This window comes from Brevibacterium picturae, assembly GCF_900105045.1.
In the GTDB taxonomy this organism is placed as follows: Bacteria; Actinomycetota; Actinomycetes; order Actinomycetales; family Brevibacteriaceae; genus Brevibacterium; species Brevibacterium picturae.
The window spans coordinates 2,762,441-2,779,540 of record NZ_LT629739.1 but is presented as its reverse complement, the minus strand read 5'-3'; the positions used below and the strand labels follow the sequence as shown (position 1 = coordinate 2,779,540).

The window sequence follows — 17,100 nt, the reverse complement described above, 5'->3', positions numbered from 1 at the left end:
TCGGCGTTCTGCTGTCTACCGTGGCCCTGCGCTGCGCCCGACTTCCTGCATGTCGCCGGCCACGACCCTTCGGTTTCTCCGCTTCCGACCGGTGAGGCCGCGCCCGATGGTCTTCAGCACGCCCGTCGTGACCGCGACGCCCAGGAGCAAGAGGGCCCCGCCGATGAGTTCGGGCGCCGTGGGCCGGTCACCGAGGACGAGCCACGCCGAGAGCACACCGACCAGCGGGACGAGCAGCGAGAACGGTGCCACCTGGGAGGCCGGGAACCGGGCGAGCAGCGAGTTCCAGATGACATAGCCGATGAGTGAGGCGCAGCCGGCGGTGTAGACGACCGAGGCCACGACACCCCAGGTCGGGTGCGCCAGGGCATGAGCCACCTCGGCGGGGCCATCGATGAGGAGTGAGAGCGCGAACATCGGCACGGGCACGACGAGGGCCGACCACACGGTCATCTGCACACCGTTGGTTCCCTCCTTCACGCCGCGGGCGATGACATTCCCGACCGCCCACGACAGGGAGGCGCCGAGGGCGACGAGGAAAGCGGCGATCGGCACTGAGGCCTGCAGGCTCAGCCCGATGACGCCCAGCCCGGAGAGTCCGATCAGGATGCCGACGAGCTGGCGTCGATTCGGAATCTCGCGCAGCGCGAGCGCGGCGACGAGGACGGTGAATGCCGCCTGGATCTGGATGACGATCGAGGCCAGCCCCGCGGGAAGACCGAGGGACATCGAGGTGTAGAGCAGGCCGAACTGGCCCGCGGACATGAACACGCCGATGAGCAGGACGCGGCGGAGGTTCCCGCGTGGGAACGTCACGAAGAAGATCGCCGGGATGACGACGAAGGTGAAGCGGGCGGCGACGAGGAGCAGCGGTGGCCAGTCCCGCAGGCCGAAGTCGATGAAGATGAAGTTGACACCCCAGAGGACGACGACGAGCAGGGCGAGCATGTAATGGACGGGACGCATGCTTCCAGGATCCCAGCCACGGAATCAAATTTCCATTGAATATAAATGCGTAGTTTCGTTAAAATAATTTGATGATTGATACTCTCGCCCTGCGTACGCTCGTCGCTCTCGACTCGGCCGGATCCGTCACGGCGACCGCAGACGCACTCGGCTACACCTCGGCGGCCATCAGCCATCAGATGCAGAAGCTCTCGCGCTACCTCGGGGCACCCGTGACCGAGCGCACCGGACGCGGGATCGCTCTGACCCCGATGGGACGCGAGCTCAGCCGTCGCGGTGCCGAGCTGCTCCAGGATCTCGAGAGCCTCGAGACCGAGGCCAGGGCCAGATCGGGCGAACCCCGAGGTCGGATCACTGTGGGCGGGTTCTCGACCGGCATCCGCGGGGTGCTGGTGCCCTCCCTGCCGCTGCTCAAGGACACCGCTCCGGAGCTGACGATCACCAACATCGAGGAGGAGCCCGATGAGCTCATCGACATGGTCACGGCCGGTCGGATCGACGCCTCGCTCATCTTCGACTGGCGTGAGGCCTCTCCCCTGCTGCCCTCAACACTGAATTCCGAACTCATCGCGATCGACCGTGCCGATATCGTCATGCACCGCGACCACCATTTGGCCTCACACGATCAGGTGAGACGGCAGGATCTCCTCGGCGAGGTCTTCGTCTCGGCCCCACGCAACGGTGTCTGTCACCGCTGGCTCACCGCGCTCTTCGACACCCTCAATGCCGAGCCGCGGATCGAGTACTGGGCGATGGAGTACGACACGCAGATCGAGTTCGTCCGCGCGGTGGGCGCCTTGGCGCTGGTGCCGCGGCTGGGACGCCCGCACGTGCCCGACGACGTCACCGTCGTCGAGCTCGACGATCCCAGCATCGCCCGCTGGATCTACCTCGTGTGGCGGGCCTCGATGAGCGCCTCACCGGCGATCGGCCTTCTCCTCGAACAGATGAAGGCGGTCGCCGAGGCGGCTGCCGGGGAGGTCGCGGACGCGAGTCCGAGTATGTGAGAGCCAGAGCCTCAGCGGCCCTGGTTGGCGACCTGGCCGATCGCAGCTTCGGCCGCGGCGGCATCGAGGTACGTTCCGCCGGGCTTGACGGGGGTGAAGTCCTCGGTCAGCTCGTAGTGCAGCGGAATGCCGGTGGGAATGTTGAGGCCGGTGATGTCGGCGTCGGAGATTCCGTCGAGGTGCTTGACGAGGGCACGCAGCGAATTGCCGTGAGCGACGACGAGCACGGTGCGTCCGACGGTGAGCTCGGGGACGAGCCGGTCGTACCAGTACGGCAGGAGACGGTCGATGACATCGGCCAGGCATTCCGTACGAGGCAGGGAATCGCCGAGGTTCGCGTAACGCGGGTCCCCGGCCTGTGAGAACTCGGAGGCATCGCCGAGGGCCGGCGGCGGGGTGTCGAAGGAGCGGCGCCAGGTCATGAACTGCTCTTCGCCGAACTCCTCGCGGATCTCCTTCTTATTCTTGCCCTGCAGAGCACCGTAGTGACGTTCGTTGAGTCGCCAGCTGCGGTGGACGTCGAGCCAGGAGAGGTCGGCGGCCTCGAGCGCCAGGTTCGAGGTGAGGATGGCCCGCTTGAGACGGGAGGTGTACACGACGTCGGGGATGAGCTCGGCCTCGCGCAGGAGTTCTCCGGCCCGCTGGCCCTCCGCCCGGCCCTTGTCCGTCAGAGTCACGTCGACCCAACCGGTGAACAGATTCTTCTGGTTCCATTCGCTCTCGCCGTGGCGCAGCAGGATGAGGTTATGCGTCATGACACCATTTTTGCACGACCGTGCCTGCGGGCACAGACTCGCCCACGGACTGAGCCTTCGAGACGTTTCTCACTATTCGGTACCTCGTCTTGAATCCCGACATGCGCGACTAGCCTGAGTCCATGTCCGACTCATCCACGCAAGCACCGCGCTCCGACCGCAGTTCGCTCATCGCTGTCACCGCGCTGCCGGTCCTCGTCGTCATCGCCGGCGTGCTCGGATTCCTCAGCCCCGACACGTTCACGCCCCTGGCACCCACAATCACGTGGAGTCTCGGCGTGGTCATGTTCTTCATGGGCCTGACGCTGACCCTGCCGGACTTCGCCAGAATCGCCAAGAGGCCGTGGATCGCCGCGCTCGGCGCCGCCACCCAGTACATCGCCATGCCGCTGCTCGGCCTCCTCGTCGTCACGCTGTTCGGCCTTCCCGCAGAGATCGCCGTCGGCGTCATCCTCGTCGGCTGCGCGCCCGGCGGCACAGCGTCGAACGTCGTGACCTATCTGGCCAAGGGAGACACCGCGCTGTCGGTGTCGATCACCACGCTGTCGACCCTCCTCGCACCGGTGCTGACTCCCTTGCTGACTCTGTGGCTGGCGGGTTCCTACATGGACGTGCCCTTCTGGTCGATGTTCGTCTCAATCTGCCAGACGGTGCTCGTGCCGGTCATCGTCGGTGTCCTCGTCAGAGTTGTGGCCTCGAAGCTCGTCGACGCGATCGCCCCGATTCTGCCCTGGCTGGCATCGGTCGCCATCGCCTACATCGTCGCGATCGTCGTCGCCGGCTCGGCCGACTCCATCGCCTCGGCGGGGCTCCTCGTCCTTCTGGCCGTCATCACACACAACGTCTTGGGACTGGGCATCGGCTACGGCGTTGCAGCCGCCTGCCGTCTGGACACTCCGACCAGACGCGCGCTCTCTTTCGAGGTGGGCCTGCAGAACTCCGGCCTCGCCTCCACCTTGGCCACGACGTACTTCTCGCCCTTGGCCGCGCTTCCGGGCGCCGTGTTCAGTGTGTGGCACAACGTCTCCGGTGCGCTCCTGGCCTCGGTGTACGCCCGCCGGCCTTACAACACACCACCGCGTGATCAGGTCGCTGACGACAGCAGCTCCCAGGAGGCCGCGCTGTGACCGAGGCATCGGGATCTGTTGGATTCTCCGAGTTCGACCAAGAGACGATCACCCTCGCCGACAGGCGATTCCTGATTCGTCGTGCGACCACAACAGATGTCCCCCGGCTGGTGTACCTGCTGCGCGATGACGCGCTCGGCGCTGGTCGCGAGGGCACACTTCGCGATGCTCACGAGAGCGCACTTCGCGCCGGCCGCGAAGGCGAAAGATCCGACGCCGAGGATGCCGCCGCCTACCAGCATGCCTTCGGTCTCATCGACGCCGATCCCAATCAGCTGCTGGCGGCCATCGACGACGTCACGAACGTTTCCCAGTCGAATCATGCTGATGACCAGCTGCCCGCCACCGTCGGCACCCTGCAGCTGACCCTCATCCCGAGCCTGTCACGACGAGGGTCGACACGACTGCAGATCGAAGCGGTCAGGATCGGTTCCGACGCGCAGGGTCTCGGCCTGGGCACGGCGGTCTTCGACTGGGCGCATGCCTGCGGACGACGATTCGGGGCAGCGATCGCCCAGCTGACGACCGATAAGACGCGCACGGATGCCCAGCGCTTCTATGCACGTCTGGGCTACGAGGCCAGTCACGAAGGCCTCAAGTTCGACCTGAGCTGAGACTCGATCACGACAGCACGTCTGCATCCTGTACGGCGGCCCGACAGCTCGTCGGCAGGGACGCAGCCTCACATCCACTTCACGCCGTCGACGTCGAACTCCCGAATCCGGTAGGCGATCATCTCGGCCAGCAGATCGACGGGGATCTCACGATCGTAGTAGAGCTTGATCGATCCCTTTCCGGTGTCGAAACCACTCAGCCGATCGGCGAAGGCGTCCTTGGTGCTGGGGGTGAACACGAAGTTGGCGTGTTTGGAGTAGCCGGCGAACACGAAGAGGATCGTGTCAAGGGAATAGGCTGGAGACCCCCATTTGAGGCTCTCGGCTGCGGTGGGCGCATTGGCTCGGCTGAGGTCGCGGAGGCGGCGCAGAAAGTCCTGTTTGGGGGCATCGTCGAAACCGGCGATGTATTCGTCGACATCGCTCGGCCGGCTCTCAGGCATCCCCGCCGTCCGCTTCGCTGCCTACCAAGAATTCGTTGTCCTCTCCGCTGAGGACGTCTTCGAAGGCCGCGAGGTTCCGCGTCGACTCGCCACGACTGATCCTCCAGGCCCATTCCTTCTTCATGCCCGTGAGGAAGCCGATGAGCAGAAGTTCGTTGAACGAGGAATCGGCAGTCGCCAGAATCGCACCCAGCAGCGAATCGAGTTCATTGAGAAGGCGCTCCCGGGGAACGTTCGCCCCCAGGTACACATCACCGAGGGTATCGATTCCGAACGACACCGGGCCCGGCTTCAGGTTCTTGATCAGCAACCAGCGATTGAACTCTTCGGCGTTCTCGTCCGGGTGGCGAATGACAAACGCCTGCAGCTGCACCGTCCGTGCAGAGACGCTGATCGACACGGTTGTCTTCAGCTTCTTCTCTCCCGGCAGAACCACGGCGATCTGAGACTCCTCGAGGGCGTCGACCTCGACCTCATTCTCGTGGGCCCACTGCCTCACTCCGGCCAGGATCGTCTCAGTGTCGGTCGTCATCATGTGTCCTTCCGTCAGCGATTCGTTCGTACGTTCAGCAACGACGCCCCACCAGGCTTGTCGTCGGCTCCGGCGCATCCGCTGTCGTCGTGATCGCCGCCAGCTTCAGGTCGGGAACGCCGATGGCTCCCAGCACCTTCGCCACCGTGGCGGACCAGTCGAAGCGAGTCGAGCGATCGACCGAGTGGCACGAGAGCTCCCGCCGCAGTTCGTCGTCGAGGAGCAGCCGTTCAAGAGCCATCGCCCAATGCCGGGGGTTATGGTCGGCGATGAGCACACCCGAATGTCCGTGTTCGACGATGTCGGGCAGCCCCCCGACCGCCGAGGCGATGGCGGGCAGTCCCGATGCCGAAGCCTCTGCTGCGACCAGTCCGAATGATTCGCTGCGTGAGGGGACGAGGAGAACGTCGGCCGCGCGGTAGTAGGTGACGAGTTCGTGTGCGGGCACGGGGCGTCGCACCTCGACGCTGGGTTCGGCGGCGATCGCCGTGGCGAGATCACGCAGATACTGCGATGACGAGGGTCCGGTCAGTCCGGCGCCGTCCTGCCCGGATCCTTCCCCACTTGAGGCGGATTCTCCTCCCGCAATCGTCGAGGAAGCCTGTCCCCCAGTCATTGCGGAAGTCATCTGGCCCGAGACCGCGCCCAAGAGGATTCCGCGTGTTCGAGACGCCAGGTGCGGGTTGTTCTCCCGCAGGCCGGAGATCGCGTCGACGACGATGTCTGTGCCCTTGATGAACTGCATCCGCCCCACGTAGAGGACGATGAATTCGTCCGGATCGAGTCCGAGTTCTGCCCGTGCCCGGCTCTGGTCCCCGGGAGTGAAGAGCTCGTGGTCGACGCCGGGCCTGGCCACCACCACGGTGTCCGCATCGGCGCCGAGTTCGTGGATGAGATCGCGACGTTCCGCCGGTGTGCCGGCGACGATCAGGTCCACCGCCGAGGCGATCTTCTCCTCGGCCTGCAGACGCTGGGGTCGTTCGTGGCTGGTCTCCGAGTCGCGGTTCTTGACTGCGCCGATCGTGTGCATGCTCACGACGATCCGGGGGCGCTCATCCGACCTGGTCGCCCCGGCCGCCTCCGGCGGCACTGTCTCCTGCGGGGCTGTCTCCTGAGTGCGCAGCTCGTGCGCACGCAGTGCCGCCTCGGCGGAGATCCAATAGTGGGCCCAGATCAGATCGGCAGAGGCGAAGCTCGGCTGGGCGAGGAGGAGAAGTGCGAGTTCGTCGATGGCATCAGCCAGCTCGTCCTTGGTCGCCGCGTCGATCGGCAGCTGATGGAGGCGGACGTTCTCAGCAATCTCGATGGTGTCGGCTTGCCCGCCGAAGCCGCTGCCCGATCCGACTCGCGCGCCGAATCCGTCGATGCCCCCCGGGTCGGCGGTGAAGACGTCGACCACGTGGCCGGCTGCTGCCAGAGCGCGAACCGACTGGTCGACGTAGACATTCATGCCACCGGCATCGCCCTGGCCCGGCTGAGCCGCGGGCGACGTGTGGAGGGAGAGAACGGATATGTGCACTGTGACAGTTTAGCCAAAGAACTCGCCGATGATCCGGCGCACTTCGTGGCGGCCGCGCCACAGGATCGATCCCGCAGGCAGAACCTCCAAACGGGATTCGGGAATCGCGGCCGCAATCGCCTCGGCGACCTCGACCGGGTGCGCAGGGTCATCCTCGTGGGTGAGCACGAGCACCTCACCTGGGAACCGAGCCAGGGCACCCATCGGGTCAGCGCTCACGCTCGCGTCGACGGCGATCTCGAGAGCCAAGCCGAGCCCGTCCGACATGTCCGTGTTGACGAGGTTCTCGGCCTTCGTCTTCGTCCATGCTCTGGCAGGCAGGAGCTCGGCCACCTCGGCGGGCTCGCGCGAGAGCATGAGGTCGGTGATGGACTCGACATCTGCGGCGGCGACCAGACCACGCAGTTTTTCCAGGTGGGCACGGTTGGCTTCGGCAACCTCGGCGGAGAATCCGGTGAATGAGGCTGGAAGCACGAGTGCGACCTTCTCAAGGGTCTGGGCTGCCGGGTGAGTGGTGCTGAGCAGTCGGAGGAGCCCGCCTGCGGACATCGAGACTCCGAGGGCACGAGTCGCCGAGGTGGACGCCAGGGCCCGCGCCAGCGCCTCGGCGATCTGGCCGTAGTTCCATCCCGGACCGGGTGAGTCGCGGCCGCCGTGGCCGGGGAGGTGGAGGAAGTGCTTGGTTCCGGTGATGCCTGTGCCGAAGGGGCGCGTGTCGCGGATCGCGCCGGCGAACCCGTGGCCGAAGAGCGTGTGGGGCTCACCGGTGCCGAAGGTGGCGATGAAGTCGGAATCGGGGCCCGGGAGGTTGCGGTCTTTCGTCATCTGCGCGTGCGTCAGCGGCTCAGCGCCAGTGGTTCCGATTTTGCTTTCGATTGCGCGGATCGATGGCCTTGATCTTCGGGCGGACATCGGTGAGATAGACGATGCCGGCGACAAGCGCGATCAGGTTGAGGAAGATGATGCGCATGCCCATCGGCGGAAGCGCGATGAGCGCGAGTGCGAGACCGACGCCGAGGAGGATGACCCAGAACTTCTTGCTCTGCTTGTCAACGGCGCGGTAGTTCTCGTCCTTGTAGCGCAGGCAGTCGATGAACGCCCACAGCTGGAGACCGAAGGCAGCGACGGACAGGGCGAGAAAGACGATGCGCTGAAAGCCAGCAATGTATTCCATACTCTCAGCCTAGCAATCGCAGCTCTCCCGGGCACGGGGTCGGCTCAGATCTTGGGGAAATCCCCACCGCCGGGTCACCCTCCGCACATGAACCGAGCCAAGGCGCGGACACCGCGGCACTCAGGCGTTCACAGGATCCCGGTCATCCGGATGCCTGCGCAGACGCCCATGCCCACCAGGACGCAGATGAGCATCGGCACCCGCAGGATCGAGGCAAGGACTCCCACTCCGACGCCGATGAGACGCGCCGGATCTGCGAGGTCCTGACCATCGAAGATCGCCGTCGTCGCGAACACCGCACCGATGAGAACGACCGTCGCCCGATCCATCCACTTCGTCACCGTCGCCGTCGAGTCACCCTCAAGCTCCCCCGCCGGGTTGTCCGGCGCCTCCACCGCAGCGCCGCTCGGCCCTGTGGCTTCGTCTGCCTCCGCCGAGGTGGGCGTGAGCTGCCGCCGTCTGCCCTTGGTGGCGATGGCCGCACCGAGCTTCACACCGGCGAAGCGCATCGCATAGGTTCCGATGCTCAGCGCGGCGAGTGCGATGAGAAAGCTGATCGGGCTCATCGGCTCCCCTCCTGACTGTCCTCGGCGTCGGCGGCGGTGCCGCCTCGGCGCTTCCTGATGACTGTCCGGATCGACCAGCCAGCCGCCACGAAGACGAACACCGACAGGGAGGTCACAGCACCGAGGCCCAGCGGCAGGATCGGGGTCAGAAGGACCGAGACGAGAACACCTGCGACCGTGAGCATCAGTGTGGACCTGTTCTTCAGATCCCCGCGGATGAGGCAGAAGAGGATGATCGGGAAGGCCGCATCGAGGCCGAGGAGGTCAGCGTCGATGACATTGCCGAGCCACTGCCCGACCATGGCACCGCTCGGCCACATCAGCGCAATGGCCGCCCCCATGAGGAGGAATGCGTGCCACCGTGCTCGATCGGTGCCGACAGTGCGCGCTATGGCGATGGACTCGTCATTGATCCAGTGAGCGGCGATGAGGGCCCGCCAATCCTGCGGGAAGAACGGCCCCACGGCCACACCGAACGCGAAGTTCCGCGAGTTGACCAGCAGTCCTGCCAGCACCGCAAGGATCGGGGCCCCACCCGCAGCGATCACGCCGACGAAGGTGAATTCTGCGGCACCGCCGAGGGCGAACATCGCCAGCAGCAGCGTCTGCCACCACGGGAACCCGGACACCGCGGAGATGGCCCCGTAGGACAGCGCGACCGCGATGATCGTGATCGTGACGATGGCGACGTCGCGATAGGTCGAGCCCGGAAGGACCCGCTCAATCGTGCGAAACACAGAACTCATGTTCTATATAATGCACACTGGCATCATGTTCGTCAACCAGAACACTTAGTCGCTATAGTGAACTCATGAGTTCTCATACACGCAACGAGGCCCCCGAGAGCGCCGCAGCCACAAGCGGCGAGGCGCGCGTCGAACCCGGTGAAGCTCACGTCGAGCCTGGCGAGGCCAGCACCGAGCCTGGTGAACCGCCGTCTGGCCCAACGCCGCGTGAGCAGATCGCTGCCGCCATCAGGCGGGAACGGATGCGCGCGAACCTCTCCCTCTCCGAAGTCGCTCGTCGGGCAGGGATCGGAAAGTCGACCATGTCCGGCTTGGAGGCCGGCACCGGCAATCCCAGCGTCGAGACGATGTGGGCTCTGGCTGCAGCGCTCGACATTCCGTTGGCCAGGCTGCTCGATCCCCCGCAGCACGAGGTCGCACTCCTGCATACGAAGGATCTGCCCAGCCTGCCCTCGAACACGTCGAACTATGCGGCGACTCTGCTCTCAGCGTCTCCGGCGAATGCCCGGCGTGATGTCTACTTCATCCAGGCCGAACCGGGTCAGCCGCGGGACTCGCAGCCGCACCCCGTCGGCACCGTCGAGCATGTGATCCTGGGGCAGGGTGCGGCTCGCATCGAGGTGCTCGGGGACTCCTATGAACTCCACGTCGGCGACTACCTCACCTACCCCGGCGATCAGCCGCACAAGTTCACGGCGCTCAAGCCGGACACGACCGTGGTGTTCATCGTCGAGAGCCGCTGAGGAGAGCTCCTCGGGGCCAGTTGAGGCTCGCTCATCTCGGTCATGCCAGGGGTCACTCCGCGGGCGGGTCGTCCGTATCCCGCGTGTCTTCGCTCAACGCGGGAAGTCGGTTCTGGGCAGCCTCGTTCGTCAGTCCGCAGGCTTCGAGGAGGTCCACGGCGACCGGGCGCAGCAGCAGCACGAGAGACTCATCGTGGATGTCCCAGCTTGCCTCTGCGCGCGGATCCAGACTGGAGGCAGCCTCGGCCAGGGCCGCTTCTGCCAGGGCCCGATCGGTTCCCCGGCGCAGAGCGACCTCGAGCTTCTTCGACCCTTCGGACAGTGAACCGACGTAGCCGGCGATGATCGGCTTCTCCACGCCGAACTCGGTGATGCCCACGACCCTGCGGGCGATGACTCGCATGGTCCGCATGGCGCGATCGGCATGGGTGTGAGCACGGGACAGCCTGGTCACCTCGGCGGCATGACGCCTGCCTCGGGCATTGATCTTCGCCGCTTCCTTTGAGATCTTGAGCGAGGAACCCCAGGAATCGATGATGTCCTGGGCTTCGCGGGCCCGAGTCAGCGCCCGCTGGGCGAGCGCGGCGTCGGAATCCCGCAGCGCCCGAGACATCATCTGGAGGACTGCGCTGATCTCGTCGAGCATGCTCGCAGCCAGACCTCGTGGAACCTTGCGGGCGTCGCGCGGGAGGATGAGCGCGAGGAGGATCGCGCAGACGGAACCGGTGAGGGCATCGAGGGTGCGGGGAAACGCCAGGGTCGTGGCTGTGGCCGGAACCACGACGACGTAGACGGATTGGACGGCGATCTGAGTGATGAAGATGCCACCGGAGTTCAGCATCGTGCCGATGAAGAGGCCGATGGCAAGGGTCACCGTGAGTTGCCAGATGCCTGTGCCGTAGACGTTGACGAGGAGCTCGCCCACGAGCACGCCGAAGGTCGCGCCGAAGCCGATCTCCGTGGCTCGCCGCAGACGTCGGTCCGCGACCGGGCCGATGCCCACGGCCGAGGCCACCGCGGCGAGGAAAGGGTAGGGATGACCCAGCACGTAGACGCAGAAGGCATAGGCCGCAGTCGCCGCGATCGGGATCTGGATCAGCTGCCCGGCGTTGGCCTGCACACGCTTGATACCCATCCGAGATCGATGCACCACAGTGTTGACGGCGCGCTGAGGCAACTGGCTGACCTCGGATTTCGCCATCAGTCCTCCTAGTGCTCGCCTCCGCTGTACCCAGCGTACCGGAATTGTGACATGCTAAAGTCTGTGCGCCGAGGAGGCTATGAATGACAACTAACCTGACCAGAGATGAAGCGCAGAGCCGCACCCAAGTTCTCGATGTTTCGACTTATACCGTCGACATCGACGTCAGCAATGCCGAGACCGGCGCTCCGACGTATCTGTCTCGTACCGCCGTCGAGTTCAGTGCCCGAGCAGACTGCCGGTCATTCATCGACCTGATCGCGGACTCGGTCTCATTCGCCGAGATCAATGGGGAGATCCTCGACCCCGCCGAGGATTTCGATGGCACGCGCGTGAGCTTCCCCGTCCGCAGGGGAAAGAACTCCCTGACGATCGAGGCACAGGCCTACTACTCCACCTCGGGAGAGGGCCTGCACCGCTTCACCGATCCTGCCGACGGCAAGGTCTATCTCTACACTCAGTACGAGCCGACCGATGCCCGCCGCGTGTTCGCCAACTTCGATCAGCCGGATCTCAAGGCCGAATTCGTCTTCAACGTCACGGCCCCGGAGCATTTCCAGGTCCTGTCGAACCGTCACGAGACGAGTCAGGGACCGAGCCAGGAAGCCAGCCAGGAGACTGCGGGCACGGACTCCCCCGCCGTCACTCATCATTTCGCTCCGACGCTGCGGCAGTCGAGCTACATCACGTGCATCACTGCCGGCCCCTACGAGGGTGCCAGAGACGAGTGGACGGACCCCACGACGGGCAAAGTCGTCGCGTTGGGTGCCTGGACGCGCGCCAGCCTCGTCGATCATCTCGATGCCTCCGATATCTTCTCGATCACGAAGGCGGGCCTGGACTTCTTCAGCACTGAATTCGACTACCCGTACCCGTGGGGCAAATACGATCAGATCTTCGTTCCGGAGTACAACCTCGGCGCCATGGAGAATCCCGGGCTCGTCACGTTCACCGACAGCCTGATCTTCCGGGACAAGGTCACGGACGCGAATTACGAGTCGCGGGCCAATGTCATCCTCCACGAAATGGCCCACATGTGGTTCGGCGACCTGGTGACCATGAAGTGGTGGGATGACCTGTGGCTCAAGGAGTCCTTCGCCGACTACATGGGCGGGTTGGCGCTGGCCGAGGCGACCCGGTTCACGGACGGCTGGGTGACCTTCGCGCTGCGCCGCAAGGCATGGGCGTATACGCAGGATCTGTATCCGACCACGCACCCGATCGTCGCCGACATCCCGGACGTCGAGGCAGCGAAGCTCAACTTCGACGGCATCACCTACGCCAAGGGCGCGTCCGTGCTCAAGCAGCTGGTGGCCTTCGTCGGCCGGGAGGCCTTCTTCGCCGGTTCGCGCCTGTACTTCAAACGCTTCGACTACCGCAATACCGAGCTCGCGGACTTCCTCGAATGCCTCGCCGAGGCGGCTCCTGACCGGGACATCGCCACCTGGGCGGGTGCATGGTTGGGCACCTCCGGAGTCTCCGAACTGTCACTGGAACTGACGACGACCGGTGATTCCGGTGCCACGTCGTCGGCACGGCGCTCTGGTCTGGGGAGCATCACGAGCGCGAGGATCACTCAGTCCGATTCAGCGCGCGGTGCGCAGCTGCTGCGTCCGCATACGCTCGAGATCGCGACCCTGGGACGGTCGGGGCGCAAGCTGGTACCGCTCGATACCCTGACCTTCGAGTTCTCCACCGAATCCGCCGAGGTGGAGCAGCTCACCGGGCGCACCCTCGGCGACATCACGCTGCTGAACTACTCCGATCACGACTATGCACGCGTGCGGTTGGATCCGGCATCGACGGAAGCCGCGATCAGATCGGTGTCCCGGATCGCCGATCCGCTCTCGCGAGCCCTGGTCTGGTCGGCCCTGGACAATGCTGTGCGCGATGGCCTGCTTCCCGTACAGGCGTATCTGAGAGCCTATGCCCGCAGCCTCGGCAAAGAGAGCCATGCCGGCATCATGGCCGGGCTGAGTCAGACGGCACTGACCTGCCTGGACCAGTGGGTCTCGCAGAGGAACTTCGAGACCGCAATCTCCGGGCTGCTGGGTGCCGCCCTCGACGCGCTGGCGACGGCCAGGTCCGGTTCGGATGCTCAACTGCATCTGGCGACTCTGGTTCTTGCTCTCACATCTCGCACCGCACGCTGCTTCGAGGGAACTGCCGCGATCACCATGGGCCGCAGCTTCGCTTCGCAGGTCCTCTCTGTTCCCGTCGGCGAGGAGATCGATCGGCTCACCCCGAGTGCACCGTCTGAGCAGCGAACCGATCCATCAGGTGGGAGCACCGGTGGGGCTGACGCTCCGGACCACGCTGCGTCACTGCCGTTCAGGGGGCTGATCAGCGATCATGCTCTGCGGTGGAATGCGCTGACCGCGCTCGTGTGCTTGGGCTGGGCCGACCAGACCGATATCGCTCGCGAGAACCAGGCTGATCCCAGTTCCTCGGGCCGCCTCCACGCAGAGACGGCGAGTGCGGCTATGCCTCTGCCGATCGTGAAGATCCGTGCCTGGGAGGTCATCAACGAAGCGGATGCCCTGAGCAACGACGTGCTCTCAGCCATCATCTCCGGTTTCGTGGCCCCGACGTCGATGCCGCTCATCGAGAACTATGTCGATGAGTACTTCTCGCGGCTGGCGAGCTTCTGGGTCGACAATTCGATCGAGATCGCCAGGCGCCTGGTGCTCGGACTCTACCCTCGTTGGTCCGTTGACGAAGAGGCAGTGGTCGAGAAGACCGATGCATGGTTGGCTGCACACAACGACGCCCCTGCGGCATTGCGTCGCCTGCTCATCGAGCGACGCGATGACCTGGCTCGAGCGATCTACCTCAAATCGACCCAGAGCTCACGCCACTGACCGCTTCGCTCACGCCGCTGGCTGCTTCCTTCGGCTCTGCTGGCTGCTTCGTTTACGCCGCTGACCGCTTCCTCCGGCTCTGCTACACCAGTTGAGGCTGTACCAATTGAGCAGGAGAGCGACGAGAAGCGCGAAGGCCGAATCCCACGGCTGAATCCGAAGGCCGATTCCCACGTGAAACCGGGAATCGGCCCTCGCACTGTTCTGCGGCGTCAATGTCGGTCAGAGACCAACCGACCGCTCAATCTCCGGCTCAGATGATTCGGCGGGCGCCGGAGAACTCATTGCCCTTGTCCCAGGACTTCCAGTCGGTGACGTAGACGTCTTTGGACGCGTTGGGAGAATGGATCATCTTGCCGTCGCCGACGTACATCCCGACGTGGTGGACGGTTCCCGAGCTGGTCGAGAAGAACAGCAGGTCGCCAGCCTTGAGATCGCCTTCGGAGACCTTCTTGCCAGCTGTGGCCTGCTCACCCGAGTCGCGGGGAATGTCGATGCCGTGGGCCCGGTAGATGCTGTAGGTGAATCCCGAGCAGTCGAAGCCGTACGACGAGACGCCGGCCCACAGGTAGCGCAGCCCGTCGAACTGTTTCGCAGTCTTGACGAGGTCGGCGCCACTGGGCTTATCCGGCTTGCCATCGGATTCATAGACGGCGACGTCGTCGAAGTCGATCCACGCTGCGCCGCCGCCGGGGAGTGCTACGCGCACATCGTCGACGTCTTGAGCGATGAGCGGGAGAGCAACATTGAAGCTGACATCCGCACCGGTGTCCTTCGTGAATTCGATGCCCTCGAGTTCGCTCTTCTTCTTCGTCACGACCGCCCGGGGCTGGTCATCCTTGAGCTGACCGAAACGGTCGTTCTCAACAAGCTGCTTCTTCGGCAGCCAGCCGGGGTAGCCTTTCTTGTTCTTGGAAGTCGACTGAGCCTTGACTGCAACCTTGGCCCAGTCGCCCTTCGTTTTGAGGACAGTGACCTCAGAGCCGTATGCGGCTTGGGTCTCGACCTTGCCGGTCAGACCGCGCCGCACATCGGTCTTCTTCAGGTTCTTGTTCCATTTGTCGAGGTCGACAGGATGGCCGAGGGCAGGCTTGTCGACCTTCCTAGGCGCTTTCGAATCGGTCCACAGGGTGGCGACAGTGACATCGACGTAGGCCGTTTCGCCCTTTTCGAGCTTGCCGTCAGTGATCCGCTCAAGCTCTTGGCCCGGGACGACTGCAGCTTCCAAATCGGTTGCAGATTCTTCATCGGTCGACGTCAGGCTGCTCGACAGCGCAGGAGTTCCTGCGCCGAATACAAGTCCGAGCCCAAGTGCCGCCGAAACAGCAATTTTGGTACGCATCATTTCTCTTTCGGTCTGCGGGTGTCACTCCCGCGTGGGGGAAGTCTCCGAAGGTCATTCGGTGTGCATGCTCCGCCGTCCATGGCATCGACCGGTATCGAACTCTGTGGTCGACATCGATCGAACCCATGCGCGTCGAAGCGCTGCACCGTGCCAATATTACTGCCCGCTCCATAGCAGTCAGCAATGCCGACACTGTGGCAGGATATCGTGACGCAGCGATGAAAAGAAGTGCACTTGTCCGAATCGATATAGAGATGAGACTTCGGGCGAGCATTTGCACTGAAGGCGGCGTCCTCAGCTCGGGGCGCCGCCTTCAGTGCAATATGTGGTGTTGTTCAGCTCAGGCCGTTGCTGTCAGACCAGACCGTTGCTGTCAGCTGAGGAACTCGGCTGCCAGCAGCTCGAGGGACTGGATCCGGGCGGCGTCCTGACGGAAGTCCTCCCCCTCCATCGCTCCTGAGACGGGCTGGATCATGATCTCGTCGACCTCGAACCGGCTGGCGAGTTCTTCGAGCTGCGCCTTTGCCGATGCGGCATCTCCGATGATCCAGTTCTCTGACATCTCTTCGCCGACCATTCGTTCCTGATCGGTCCTGACCGACCGGACATCGTCGCCGGCCAAGCGCAGTGGTTCCATCCGCCCACCGGTCCGCATACGAGACATCTGCAGCAGGAACGGTTCCGAGCGCAGCTGCGCTTCCTCTTCAGTCGGCGAGACCACAGCGTTGACCGTGACAAAGGTCTGCGGTTCGTCGCCGTAGGCACCCGGGGTGAAGTTGTCGCGATAGATCTTCATTCCGGTCGTGGCACCCGCCGCGAAGTGGTTGGCGAAGACATATGGCATGCCGAGTTGAGCAGCCAAGCGCGCGGAGTAACCGGAGGAACCCAGCAGCCATGGCAGCGGCTGTATTCCCGGGACCGCCGCAGGCGTCGCGTGCAGAACGTGCTCGCGTCCTCCGTGGAGCGGAATGCGCAGGCCCTCGGGGGTCATCAGGCTCAATGTATCGATGACGTGCTGCGGGAACTGTTCGACAGGGTCGACGGTCTGTCCCTCACGATCAACCATGCGCCCTTCGCCGAGGTGGCCCCTCATTGCCGCCGAGGTGATCGGGTCCGTCCCGGGCGCCCGTCCGATTCCCAGGTCAATGCGATCACCGTAGACCGCCGAGAGGAGGGAGAAGAGTTCCGCGACGGCCAGAGGAGCGTGGTTGGGCAACATAACTCCGCCGGATCCGAGGCGAATACGTTCGGTTCCCTGACCGAGGTACATGAGTTCGGCGCCTGGCATCGTTGAAGCGATCGAGGGCATGTTGTGGTGTTCGGCTACCCAGTAGCGGGTGTATCCGAGCTTATCCGCGGACTGGATGAGTTCGTGGGAAGCGGCGAATGTATCTGAGGTGCTCTGTCCGACACGGACCGGCACAAGGTCAAGAATAGAAAGCTCCATATTCATGGCAACAGCCACCCCACCAGGTTCATTCCGCCTCGACTACGGGATCTG

The 17,100-nt window shown here is 64.4% G+C and carries 17 protein-coding genes; 5 read left to right on the top strand and 12 right to left on the bottom strand.

Annotated features, from left to right (window positions below):
- Positions 1-15: 15 nt before the first annotated feature.
- Positions 16-966: an EamA family transporter gene (locus tag BLT92_RS12765; protein ID WP_092106089.1), complete on the bottom strand. Its 951-nt coding sequence runs from the start codon at positions 964-966 to the stop codon at positions 16-18.
- 71 nt (positions 967-1,037) lie between these two features.
- Between BLT92_RS12765 and BLT92_RS12760 the strand changes: the two genes are divergently transcribed.
- The gene (locus tag BLT92_RS12760) at positions 1,038-1,973 is read left to right on the top strand and encodes a LysR family transcriptional regulator (RefSeq protein WP_092106087.1); all 936 of its coding nucleotides are present in this window, start codon (positions 1,038-1,040) and stop codon (positions 1,971-1,973) included.
- Positions 1,974-1,984: 11 nt separating this feature from the next.
- Here the strand turns inward: BLT92_RS12760 and BLT92_RS12755 are convergent, their stop codons facing one another.
- Positions 1,985-2,728 carry a phosphoglyceromutase gene (locus BLT92_RS12755; RefSeq protein WP_092106085.1) on the bottom strand — a complete coding sequence of 248 codons (744 nt, stop codon included), beginning with the start codon at positions 2,726-2,728 and terminating at the stop codon, positions 1,985-1,987.
- A 122-nt stretch (positions 2,729-2,850) separates the two neighbouring features.
- Here BLT92_RS12755 and BLT92_RS12750 point away from each other — a divergent pair, with 122 nt between their 5' ends.
- Both BLT92_RS12750 and BLT92_RS12745 read left to right on the top strand, forming a co-directional pair.
- Positions 2,851-3,855, top strand: coding sequence for a bile acid:sodium symporter family protein (locus BLT92_RS12750; protein ID WP_092106083.1), 1,005 nt, complete (start codon positions 2,851-2,853; stop codon positions 3,853-3,855).
- Complete coding sequence (locus BLT92_RS12745; protein ID WP_197679613.1) at positions 3,852-4,469, top strand: GNAT family N-acetyltransferase; 618 nt, start codon at positions 3,852-3,854, stop codon at positions 4,467-4,469. The genes BLT92_RS12750 and BLT92_RS12745 overlap by 4 nt, the downstream gene beginning before the upstream one ends.
- Before the next feature lie 68 nt (positions 4,470-4,537).
- On the opposite strand, the gene BLT92_RS12740 is transcribed toward BLT92_RS12745, so the two are convergent.
- The 7 genes from BLT92_RS12740 to BLT92_RS12710 form a co-directional block, all read right to left on the bottom strand.
- A complete protein-coding gene (locus tag BLT92_RS12740) occupies positions 4,538-4,912 on the bottom strand; it encodes an iron chaperone (protein WP_092106081.1) in 375 nt (124 codons plus the stop codon).
- Positions 4,905-5,444: a YbjN domain-containing protein gene (locus BLT92_RS12735; RefSeq protein WP_092109283.1), complete on the bottom strand. Its 540-nt coding sequence runs from the start codon at positions 5,442-5,444 to the stop codon at positions 4,905-4,907. Before BLT92_RS12735 ends, BLT92_RS12740 begins: the two co-directional genes overlap by 8 nt.
- A gap of 34 nt (positions 5,445-5,478) precedes the next feature.
- Positions 5,479-6,963, bottom strand: coding sequence for a glycosyltransferase (locus BLT92_RS12730; protein ID WP_092106079.1), 1,485 nt, complete (start codon positions 6,961-6,963; stop codon positions 5,479-5,481).
- A 9-nt stretch (positions 6,964-6,972) separates the two neighbouring features.
- Positions 6,973-7,788 (bottom strand): alpha/beta fold hydrolase, encoded by an 816-nt coding sequence (locus BLT92_RS12725; protein WP_092106077.1) that lies wholly within the window; start codon positions 7,786-7,788, stop codon positions 6,973-6,975.
- A gap of 19 nt (positions 7,789-7,807) precedes the next feature.
- Positions 7,808-8,137, bottom strand: a complete 330-nt coding sequence (locus BLT92_RS12720) for a DUF2516 family protein (RefSeq protein ID WP_092106075.1) — start codon at positions 8,135-8,137, stop codon at positions 7,808-7,810.
- Positions 8,138-8,265: 128 nt separating this feature from the next.
- Positions 8,266-8,703 carry an AzlD domain-containing protein gene (locus tag BLT92_RS12715; protein ID WP_092106073.1) on the bottom strand — a complete coding sequence of 146 codons (438 nt, stop codon included), beginning with the start codon at positions 8,701-8,703 and terminating at the stop codon, positions 8,266-8,268.
- The gene (locus BLT92_RS12710; RefSeq protein ID WP_092106071.1) at positions 8,700-9,449 is read right to left on the bottom strand and encodes an AzlC family ABC transporter permease; all 750 of its coding nucleotides are present in this window, start codon (positions 9,447-9,449) and stop codon (positions 8,700-8,702) included. Before BLT92_RS12710 ends, BLT92_RS12715 begins: the two co-directional genes overlap by 4 nt.
- A 65-nt stretch (positions 9,450-9,514) precedes the next feature.
- Here BLT92_RS12710 and BLT92_RS12705 point away from each other — a divergent pair, with 65 nt between their 5' ends.
- Complete coding sequence (locus BLT92_RS12705; protein ID WP_231938811.1) at positions 9,515-10,192, top strand: helix-turn-helix domain-containing protein; 678 nt, start codon at positions 9,515-9,517, stop codon at positions 10,190-10,192.
- Between the two features lie 52 nt (positions 10,193-10,244).
- On the opposite strand, the gene BLT92_RS12700 is transcribed toward BLT92_RS12705, so the two are convergent.
- Complete coding sequence (locus BLT92_RS12700; protein ID WP_092106069.1) at positions 10,245-11,393, bottom strand: FUSC family protein; 1,149 nt, start codon at positions 11,391-11,393, stop codon at positions 10,245-10,247.
- 83 nt (positions 11,394-11,476) lie between these two features.
- Here BLT92_RS12700 and pepN point away from each other — a divergent pair, with 83 nt between their 5' ends.
- Positions 11,477-14,254: an aminopeptidase N gene (pepN, locus tag BLT92_RS12695; protein ID WP_092106067.1), complete on the top strand. Its 2,778-nt coding sequence runs from the start codon at positions 11,477-11,479 to the stop codon at positions 14,252-14,254.
- 253 nt (positions 14,255-14,507) lie between these two features.
- On the opposite strand, the gene BLT92_RS12690 is transcribed toward pepN, so the two are convergent.
- A complete protein-coding gene (locus tag BLT92_RS12690) occupies positions 14,508-15,599 on the bottom strand; it encodes a C40 family peptidase (RefSeq protein WP_231938809.1) in 1,092 nt (363 codons plus the stop codon).
- Positions 15,600-15,972: 373 nt separating this feature from the next.
- Complete coding sequence (locus tag BLT92_RS12685) at positions 15,973-17,046, bottom strand: LLM class flavin-dependent oxidoreductase (RefSeq protein WP_269457395.1); 1,074 nt, start codon at positions 17,044-17,046, stop codon at positions 15,973-15,975.
- Positions 17,047-17,100 lie beyond the last annotated feature (54 nt).

Bases quoted from the DNA above. Each gene is read 5' to 3' on its own strand.
- BLT92_RS12685 (WP_269457395.1), bottom strand. From the start codon at position 17,046: ATGGAGCTTTCTATTCTTGACCTTGTGCCGGTCCGTGTCGGACAGAGC.
- BLT92_RS12705 (WP_231938811.1), top strand. From the start codon at position 9,515: ATGAGTTCTCATACACGCAACGAGGCCCCCGAGAGCGCCGCAGCCACA.
- BLT92_RS12720 (WP_092106075.1), bottom strand. From the start codon at position 8,137: ATGGAATACATTGCTGGCTTTCAGCGCATCGTCTTTCTCGCCCTGTCC.
- BLT92_RS12715 (WP_092106073.1), bottom strand. From the start codon at position 8,703: ATGAGCCCGATCAGCTTTCTCATCGCACTCGCCGCGCTGAGCATCGGA.
- BLT92_RS12735 (WP_092109283.1), bottom strand. From the start codon at position 5,444: ATGACGACCGACACTGAGACGATCCTGGCCGGAGTGAGGCAGTGGGCC.
- pepN (WP_092106067.1), top strand. From the start codon at position 11,477: ATGACAACTAACCTGACCAGAGATGAAGCGCAGAGCCGCACCCAAGTT.
- BLT92_RS12740 (WP_092106081.1), bottom strand. From the start codon at position 4,912: ATGCCTGAGAGCCGGCCGAGCGATGTCGACGAATACATCGCCGGTTTC.
- BLT92_RS12750 (WP_092106083.1), top strand. From the start codon at position 2,851: ATGTCCGACTCATCCACGCAAGCACCGCGCTCCGACCGCAGTTCGCTC.
- BLT92_RS12765 (WP_092106089.1), bottom strand. From the start codon at position 966: ATGCGTCCCGTCCATTACATGCTCGCCCTGCTCGTCGTCGTCCTCTGG.
- BLT92_RS12760 (WP_092106087.1), top strand. From the start codon at position 1,038: ATGATTGATACTCTCGCCCTGCGTACGCTCGTCGCTCTCGACTCGGCC.
- BLT92_RS12700 (WP_092106069.1), bottom strand. From the start codon at position 11,393: ATGGCGAAATCCGAGGTCAGCCAGTTGCCTCAGCGCGCCGTCAACACT.
- BLT92_RS12755 (WP_092106085.1), bottom strand. From the start codon at position 2,728: ATGACGCATAACCTCATCCTGCTGCGCCACGGCGAGAGCGAATGGAAC.
- BLT92_RS12690 (WP_231938809.1), bottom strand. From the start codon at position 15,599: ATGATGCGTACCAAAATTGCTGTTTCGGCGGCACTTGGGCTCGGACTT.
- BLT92_RS12725 (WP_092106077.1), bottom strand. From the start codon at position 7,788: ATGACGAAAGACCGCAACCTCCCGGGCCCCGATTCCGACTTCATCGCC.
- BLT92_RS12710 (WP_092106071.1), bottom strand. From the start codon at position 9,449: ATGAGTTCTGTGTTTCGCACGATTGAGCGGGTCCTTCCGGGCTCGACC.